General features: G+C 50.3%; 6 protein-coding genes. All 6 read right to left on the bottom strand.

Annotated elements, in window-relative coordinates:
• Positions 1-128 precede the first annotated feature (128 nt).
• The gene (locus tag AC2FJ6_RS16210) at positions 129-1,154 is read right to left on the bottom strand and encodes a mechanosensitive ion channel family protein (protein WP_170621481.1); all 1,026 of its coding nucleotides are present in this window, start codon (positions 1,152-1,154) and stop codon (positions 129-131) included.
• A gap of 130 nt (positions 1,155-1,284) precedes the next feature.
• A complete protein-coding gene (locus AC2FJ6_RS16205; protein ID WP_170621483.1) occupies positions 1,285-2,496 on the bottom strand; it encodes a BamA/TamA family outer membrane protein in 1,212 nt (403 codons plus the stop codon).
• Positions 2,497-2,706: 210 nt separating this feature from the next.
• The gene (locus tag AC2FJ6_RS16200) at positions 2,707-4,239 is read right to left on the bottom strand and encodes a HoxN/HupN/NixA family nickel/cobalt transporter (protein WP_170621485.1); all 1,533 of its coding nucleotides are present in this window, start codon (positions 4,237-4,239) and stop codon (positions 2,707-2,709) included.
• Between the two features lie 108 nt (positions 4,240-4,347).
• Positions 4,348-5,103 carry a DUF481 domain-containing protein gene (locus AC2FJ6_RS16195; RefSeq protein WP_170621487.1) on the bottom strand — a complete coding sequence of 252 codons (756 nt, stop codon included), beginning with the start codon at positions 5,101-5,103 and terminating at the stop codon, positions 4,348-4,350.
• A gap of 31 nt (positions 5,104-5,134) precedes the next feature.
• A complete protein-coding gene (locus AC2FJ6_RS16190) occupies positions 5,135-6,469 on the bottom strand; it encodes a metal-dependent hydrolase family protein (protein ID WP_170436898.1) in 1,335 nt (444 codons plus the stop codon).
• Positions 6,470-6,586: 117 nt separating this feature from the next.
• Positions 6,587-8,116, bottom strand: coding sequence for an amidohydrolase family protein (locus AC2FJ6_RS16185; RefSeq protein ID WP_496669511.1), 1,530 nt, complete (start codon positions 8,114-8,116; stop codon positions 6,587-6,589).
• Positions 8,117-8,127: the final 11 nt, after the last annotated feature.

The following is an 8,127-nucleotide window of genomic DNA, read 5'->3' as shown; positions in this document are numbered from 1 at the left end:
TGAAACCATCGTCCCGATGGATCACACGCCGATGATGCACTAACAATCAATTTGGACCAGTCAGATGAGGCTGCTCATTCGAGTGTTCGAAGATCGGATGAATAACTAAAGGTGCTGCGGGAGAACGATTAGTCTTTGTTCGATACTTTGTTGCTCTTGATTTCGTAAACATCCGCAGATACTTCCAATCCGGCGTTCAGCAGCGCTTCATGGATGTTTGTGTACAACTCCTCCCGGCCTTGGAACATGCTGGGATAGTTAGGGAAAAATACCCATGCATAGTAGATGTAGGGCTGGCTTGATCCGTTCTTCAAGCGAATTGACGGCTGTGGTGATTTCATGACCGTGCTACACTTTCCAACCGCATCCGAAAGCAGATTAACTATGGTAGTAGGGTCTGCTTTGCTGGAAATTTGTACTTCGAACACTTCCGCATATGGGCTGTTTTGACCGTGAAGGTTCAAAAAACGCTGTCGTGACAGCTGTCCATTTGGAATGACATAAGTTCCTCCGCTCCATCCTCTTAACTGGGTAGAGCGCCAATTGATGTCGATGACTTTGCCTTCCGTTCCATCATCGAACCGCAGCCAATCGCCGATTTTGAAAGACCGTTCCATTCCCACGGCTATCCCGGCAAAAAAGTCACCAAGAGTTTGTTGCATTGCAAAAGCGCAAACTGCGGCAACGGCCCCTGTCGACAAATACAGCTCGGTTGGTGCTATATCCTTGACTGCAAGAAAGACCAAAACGCCGATGAGCCAAAAGAGAGCGTAGAGAATTGTCAGTGTAAGATGCGAGTGTTGGCCAGAGTGGCCACTGTACGTGTGATATCGAACCCAGGTTTCAACCAGCCTTGCGAGACTGGATGCGACAGCGAGGTACACTAGGAGTTCGGATAGTGTCAGGACATGTCGCGTCCAGTAGAATGACTCACCGATTTCTGACAGGGCGGCAGTTAACTCATAAAGTCCAAGTGCCCCAGCTGGCAGGAGGAACATGTCGAGTATGGCTGCTGGCCAAAGATGAACGCGCGCGAAGTTTCGAATTTGTGGGCTTAGCAACGCAAGCCGCCAAACAAGAAGAAAAACGACGGCCGCAAAGGCGAGGATGAGTTGTGGTGACTCTGCCGTCAAAACATCGGATGGATTAGACATCGGAATCTTCTAAGCTTACCTTGACTTTTGCGATGACACGGGCGGGAACCAATTTTTGGAGCAAGAGCCAAGACAGTTAAAGCCGTTTACTTGAAACAATTTCTCATTTGCCCCAGATTTCATTTTCGTCTCAGAAACGCTGGCCGATATATAGATAGAGTAAGCCATCACCATCGTCATTGAAGGCGTAGTCGATAGAGTAGTCGAGCCTGTTCTGCTTCGACAACCGATAACGCAAGCCTGCACCATACCCGGCACCACCTCGGTCAAATGACAAGGAATCCAAACCTGGTCCACCGCCACCTGCTCCTGCGAACAAGACATATCCGAAACGCTGAGAGAGGCGGCCACGGTATTCGATCTGTGCGGATGTCGACCAGTCAGCGAGAGCATCAAATGCAGAAAACCCCCTCAACCCGTCGACAAACCCGACACCACACCCATCAAAGAATGGAGCTTCTTTAGCTGCACCGCACATTACCGCCCGCCAAGCGATAACGCCTTTCCGTCCCACCGGATTGTAGGACGCCAAAGACAAGACACCTTTGCCGTAGTTTCTGTCACTTATTGTCAGTCTATCATTGAGAATTTTGTCTGTAACATCGCCATACGAGAAGTTGCCGGTCACCAACAGTCCTGAACTTGGATAAAATGTATCGTCCCTTGTGTCGTGCACAACATCGAATGTCAGCCTTTTCAATAGGATATGCAAATCGGGTTGGAGAAAATCTGGGAGTTGGCGGATGAAATCGGAGTTGAGTGACAACTGAGAATCCGCAAAAGCATATCCAAACCCGATTTTCGTCGTGTCTGTGAAACCATACTCCATACGAATGGCATAACCATCAACTGACTGCGTTAAAGGTAGTTCAAAGCTGCCGGATATCGGTAGATCGTAATTCAAATCGGCATCTACATAAATTGCACCTACAGTCCATCTCCCTTGATTGAAGTTAACCGTTCCTCCGATTCCATATCCAGAGGATCCCTCATTCGTTCCGAAGTATCCGGCACCAATACCGGAAGTCTTTGATCCTGGGAGGGCAAACAGGTATCCAGCGCCAAGTGTTGCGCCACTTCCTATCGTTTCGTTCGAAAACGGAATAGGTGCAGCTATAAAGTCTCCACTTCGAACGCCCACGTCGGAGTCAGTTGCTACATCATCAGTAATCCTCACGGCTCGGTTAGCGGGATCCAAGGCCCACAGGGTTGAAGGTAAAACCAACAATAAGGAAGCCACGAAAAAGGATTTTAGCCGACTGCTTAGCTCAAGGTTACATGTTGCTTTCGACAGGTCCTTGGTCTGCGAACTCTCAAGTTTGACAGAAACAAATCGTTTCATGGTGTCTGTGACTGAAAAAAATCTGCTAATTCGATTCATTTTGATACCGAGAGCAAATATGTGTGGAACGCTTTTTCTCCAAATTGCGAAAATCCACAGGTGAGCTGTCAGAACATGTTGAATTCTTCTAGCTCGACGTACCGCTCGCCAGATCAAGATCAATAGAAGCGGGGCGAGTAAACCTGCCGTCGTCAATTTACAAAACTCTCGCTAATAAAAGCTTGAAGCCAACTCTGCTTGAGGCAAAGTCGCAGCGGGTGAATGCTTGTAGTTGATCCAGAATAGGGTCACGCCGATTGCAAGAACACAAATGGCACCTACCAAGCGCGTACTCAGTTCGAAGGTTTGTCGCCGCTTATCCGTCATGTCAAAGCGGCCATAGGCCCAGCTGCGGCCCCAAAGGGCAGCAATGCCAATGGCTGACATTGCCATAGCCATGCCCAGTGATATTGCGCAAACCATCAGAATTGCTGGTACGATTAAGTCGTTTGCAAGCCCAAAAAGCATGACAATTAAAGCGCCGGTGCAAGGTACAATACCGACAGCAGCCGCGATCCAAACGCTGCCCGCTGGAGCGGTGCTCGCGGCGCAGGCGGCGCATCCGCGAACATGGTGACCGTGGTGATCGTGATCATGTGCCGAGGCTCCGAGATCCCCAGCTTTCAACGCAAACCGCGTTGCTGAAAGCGCTTTCCATAGCATGAACACACCAATCGCAATAATTAGCCCGTAACTGACTAGGCGAATGGCTCTATAGTCTGAAGGTGCTGCGCCAGTGGTTTGACGTACGGCGAAATCCAACAAGAATACAACTACCACGGCCGAAACAACGTGAATTATTGCTATACGGAAGCCCATCACGAGTCCGCGCCGCAAGCTACCGCCAGAGCCGACAAAATAGGAAATAACGACCGCTTTCCCGTGCCCCGGGCCCAAGGTGTGTAAAGCGCCGTATCCGAAGGCAAGAAATAAGGCTGTAAACAATGCCCCGGTTGTTTCTCCATTCCGGATAGATGTCATGGCCGTTGTGAAAAGGCTGTTTACCCATACCTGCGCGCGGTCCAGAACAGGCAGATCCGACATTGATGATGCAACAATATTCTGTGGCGTTCCGGATATTGTGACGTTTGCCATACTGTATGACACAGGGATGTCAGTAGATCCGTCGACGAGGAACAGTTTATGAACCCTAGGCTCGTGCCGCAGAACGCCGGACAAACGAATACTTTGAAAACGGTTTTCTAGAATCAAACCTTTTGGGACCGACACATGGACGATCTGGTTTGGCAGTGGAGGCGGAGTGTGGATACAAGCGCCTATCCAAGGCACCAGAAGGAATTCATAAACTTTTCCCGCCGTGACAGACAGTGGCAGCGCATAGCCGTCCAAAGTCAGCTCAGCACCTAGGAGTCTGGTGGTCACACCCGTTGATTCTTCTTCGCGCCGCTCCATCACAACTAGACGCTGTTCCAAAAGCTGGTCGGCATCGAGCCCAGCTGCACCTAACCTGTTGCGGGCCTGCTCGGCTGCTTTGCTAGCTTCGGGGTTATTTTGGCCTTGTTCCTTGGCAATTTGGTCAAGCAGAATTTTCCTCAGGTCGGACTTATGCTCGTACTTCATTTCCAGAAACGGGTCGTCATAAGGCTCTACCGAGGGCACAAGGGCATCCCACGAAACAAGGTTATCTTCTGCGGCCAGCAACGGCACTGCCGCAAAGAAGAAAGCGAATGTAAGAAAAGCCATTGCGGCTCCGCGCATCGAGAATCTTGGCATCCGGCTAATCCCTTCCGTTCAGATTTTTAAGTCGAACCATTCGAGTTTCGCGGGGCTCAACTTTTACGTACCGCAATGTTAGAAAGGTACTTTTACTCCCAAAAATGCGCCGGAAAGGGTAACTTCACTGAAAGGTCCAAATTCGCCTAAGTCCCAGTCCAAGTATCGGTAGCCGACGGTTAGGTCGACGGAATTTAACCTGTAGTTAATGGCTGCCGCTGCTTGCCACGTTAGATCACTGTCGCCGGTGCCGATGTCTGCGTAGTAGCTGAAATACCAATCCTCATTGATATTTGTCTCTCCTCTGAAGCCAATCACCGCATCCCAGTTTGTGCCAGATTCCGACTCGGCGATTGGAGAGCCAAGTCCACTAACACTCACGTCGCCATCTAAATACAAGGCCCTTGCGCCACCAGTGATATCAAGAGACCCACCACTAGTCTCAAGCACGCGGTAGCCGGCTCCTAGCGTGGTTATGAAGCCTTTGAGACCAATATCCGCAGTAACTGGAACACTTGCTCCACCCAAGTCGACGGAAGTGCTATCAGATTCATCTACATCAAGATAGATGACGTCAGCTATCAAAGACAATCGGTCGTTTCGCGCGACGAGAGTGCCCATGACACCAAAATTCAGGTCCTCGATAATCTTGTCTATGCTGATATCAACATTGCCACCAGTTGTGGTTTCTCCTCCAACCGACGCTCCCCAGAAGTAGAGTTGGGCACCCCATTGCCAATCTTCCTCAGCTGCTGCCGTGGATGCTGTAAGTGTCGCTGCGGCGAGGGTAGATAGTGTAAGTTGTGGTAGATTTTTGGGTTCGAGAAAATTCACTTTTCATCCCTTCCGATTGCGTACAACATCTTCACTCGAGAGTGTTTTTGTAGATCACCCCGTCTTTCATAATGATTTTGATGTTTTCGCGATCCGTCACTGCGCTTAGGTCTTCGAGAGGATTGCCGTCGACTAGCAACAAGTCTGCCAACGCGCCTTCTTCAACGCGCCCGATCACACCTGGGTATGGGTTTCTTGGCCCGGAAAGCTGGAGCAACTCTGTAAAGTTACCGGTCGACATTTTCAGTATTTCGTAGGGCGTAAACCAGTCCAGCAGCCGTTCCATCTGTTCGACCTGCTCGCTGACACCAATTCCTGGCCCAGGGCTGATAAAGATGTCGGTTCCGTGGACAACCTTTAGTTCAGGAAGCTCCTTGATCCACTCATAGACTGATCCCGTACCTTGGCACACAATAGCTTGTTTTGCGTTCTGTGCATCATTCAGTCCAGGCTCGCTGCATAGCGTAAACGGTTGAATACTCAACCAGATCCCATCTTTCGCCATCCTCTCCAACGTTGGCTTATCGAGAAGTTGACCATGCTCGACCACCTTAATTCCGGCATCAATTGCTTGATTAACGGCTCGAGGAGTGTAGCCGTGTACGGTAACGTAAGTTCCCCAGTTTTCCGCGGCTGCTGTAGCTGCTTGAATTTCTTCAAACGTAAACTGCGTTGTGTCTAATGGGTCGTTGGGTCCGCTAACTGAGCCGCCAATAGCAAGTTTGACCTGTGATGCTCCAAGCCGCAGTTGTTCGCGTGTCGCGGCGAGCACCTTTGGGACCCCATCTACCAGTGTACTGTTTCCCGTTAAGTCGGTGATTGGCGGTTCTCCACCCAGCAATGGGTTGCGCTCGTTCCTAACTCTGAAATCCGAGTGGCCGCTTGTTTGAGATATCATTGAACCTGACGGGTAAATACGAGGTCCGACAATAGAACCCTCGTCAATCGCACGCTTGAGGCTAAAAACCTCACCGGCCATATCGCGTGCTGTGGTCACACCATTCATCAGCATGTCTCGAGCGGTATCGACCGAGCGGATGGATTGGTAACCTGGCAACTCGAAAAGCACGTCAGCGAACGTAATCCCAGACAAAGCTAAGTGAGAGTGTCCCTCAATGATGCCGGGCATCAGAGTGTGCCCATTTCCCTCAACAACCAGGCCGTCGTTTGCCGAAAGTTCTTCTTGCGAAATCTTTGAGATGATATTGCCGTCGATGAGGACGTTCACATCTTCTATGAGCGTTTCATTTACGCCGTCAAAAACATCAACATTGGTAATGAGTACAGAGCTATCTTGCGCGTTCGCTGTGGCTCCAAAGATCGAGGCCGTGTAAAAAATTGCTCCGAATAATCTGTTGCAAGTCATGATGTTCTCCTTGATTTGGAGGGCTCTCAACCGGTCAAAGATTTTTCGGTTAAGCGGCGCCATGGAGCTTGATGAGGTGTGACATTTGTTGTTTTGAGTCGGGTATACCGGCTATGGCTACTGGCTCACCTTGCCTCTAATCGGTACGCCGGCCGAGACATTCTGAACCACTGAGTCGTCCACAACGATGGTGCCATTGACTATCACATAGGGAATACCTGACGATGGGAGAGAGTTTTTTCCGTTTTCCGGCCCGGAATTATCGGTCACGTTTTCCGGATCGAAAATTGTAATATCCGCGACTGAGCCCTCCTGAATGCGCCCGCGAAGTTTCATCTGCGGGACGTGGTCTTCCAGAAAAGCAGCTGGCTCGTAGGTCATCTTAGAAAGCGCGTCCATCAGCGAGATGGCGCCAGTTTCCCGCGCCATGCGGAGTACTTTTGCATGAGTACCAGCACCCCGAGCGTGCCCGGCGCCCGCACCGTAAGGCGTCTCGAAATCACCATTCAGCCCGCCGTCGACTATGTAGGGCATCGCGTCTGAACCAACGATTACACCAGGCCTGGTCATCGCCTCCATGATGTACTCGTCTTTCATTGTGTACATTAGCAATTGTGTTTCAGGCGCTTCCGTCCGCAGTCGATCAAACTCTTCGTCGGTCAGTGGCTCTCCAGTTTCTGTTACAATGTAGTCTGACGCTTCAACGCCCAATCGCTCCTTGTATCCGGGCTTGTTGTAGTCTGCATCCACGTAGGTTCCTGCGTAGTTATACGGATAGAATTCACCGATGACCTTCTGCCCTTGCGCACGTGCGTTATCGATCAAATCCAAACACTTCTCCGTCAAGCCAAGGCAATTGCTTGGTACGTGGTGAACCAGCAGCGGAACGTTGTTTTCCCTGGCAATTGTCAGCATTTCGGTAATACCCATGAAGCCGCTGGGTGGAATTTGAGAGAGATACCGAACGTGCGTTGTTATCGGGAGATCGTACTTTGCCGCTAGAGAAGTAACGGCCATGACCTCCGGACTTCCAACAACGGTGTAGTACCCAATCGGGTATGCAATCCCGATACCACCCTGCTGCAATCCTTCTTCGACCGCCTCCAAAATTGCGGCCTCGTCCAGGGGATCATACAGCTTCGTTTTCCACTGCTGACCATCATCCATCGCGCGCGTGGCCGAACCTTCGTAAAAAACCCTTCCACCGGGGTCCAATCCATCCAGAACAGCCAATCTGGCGAAAGCGTGGGATACGTTGGCGCCGTAGTTTACAATCGATTTTCCGTCCCAATAGTCGTAGTAGCTGTTTATTGGGTACTGACCGATTTCCAAATCCATGGGAGTTGTTACGCCATCACGAGCGTATAGGCGTTGGGCGAATAGATCCTGACCGTGTGAATGATAATCTATGAACCCAGGCGCAACCACATGTCCGAAGGCGTCAATCTCTCTAATGCCTTCCAAGTTGTCAGTGCTTATTTCAGTAACAAAGCCGTTGTTGATTCCAACATTGGCCGTAGCGTCGAAACCCGTTTCGGGGTCCATTATGCGGCCATTTTTGATTACGATGTCAAAGGATTGGGCGTAAGCAAATGGCGCTAACAGAAGAGAAAGCCCAATTGCTGAAATTAATCGTTTCTTGTTCATTCTTGCCTCCC

The organism is Ruegeria sp. CDSA089, from assembly GCF_059612205.1.
This window is presented reverse-complemented; position numbering and strand designations above follow the sequence as displayed.

Coding starts and splice junctions, on each gene's coding strand:
- AC2FJ6_RS16210 (WP_170621481.1), bottom strand. CDS start 1,154: ATGTCTAATCCATCCGATGTTTTGACGGCAGAGTCACCACAACTCATC.
- AC2FJ6_RS16205 (WP_170621483.1), bottom strand. CDS start 2,496: ATGAAACGATTTGTTTCTGTCAAACTTGAGAGTTCGCAGACCAAGGAC.
- AC2FJ6_RS16200 (WP_170621485.1), bottom strand. CDS start 4,239: ATGGCTTTTCTTACATTCGCTTTCTTCTTTGCGGCAGTGCCGTTGCTG.
- AC2FJ6_RS16190 (WP_170436898.1), bottom strand. CDS start 6,469: ATGACTTGCAACAGATTATTCGGAGCAATTTTTTACACGGCCTCGATC.
- AC2FJ6_RS16185 (WP_496669511.1), bottom strand. CDS start 8,116: ATGAACAAGAAACGATTAATTTCAGCAATTGGGCTTTCTCTTCTGTTA.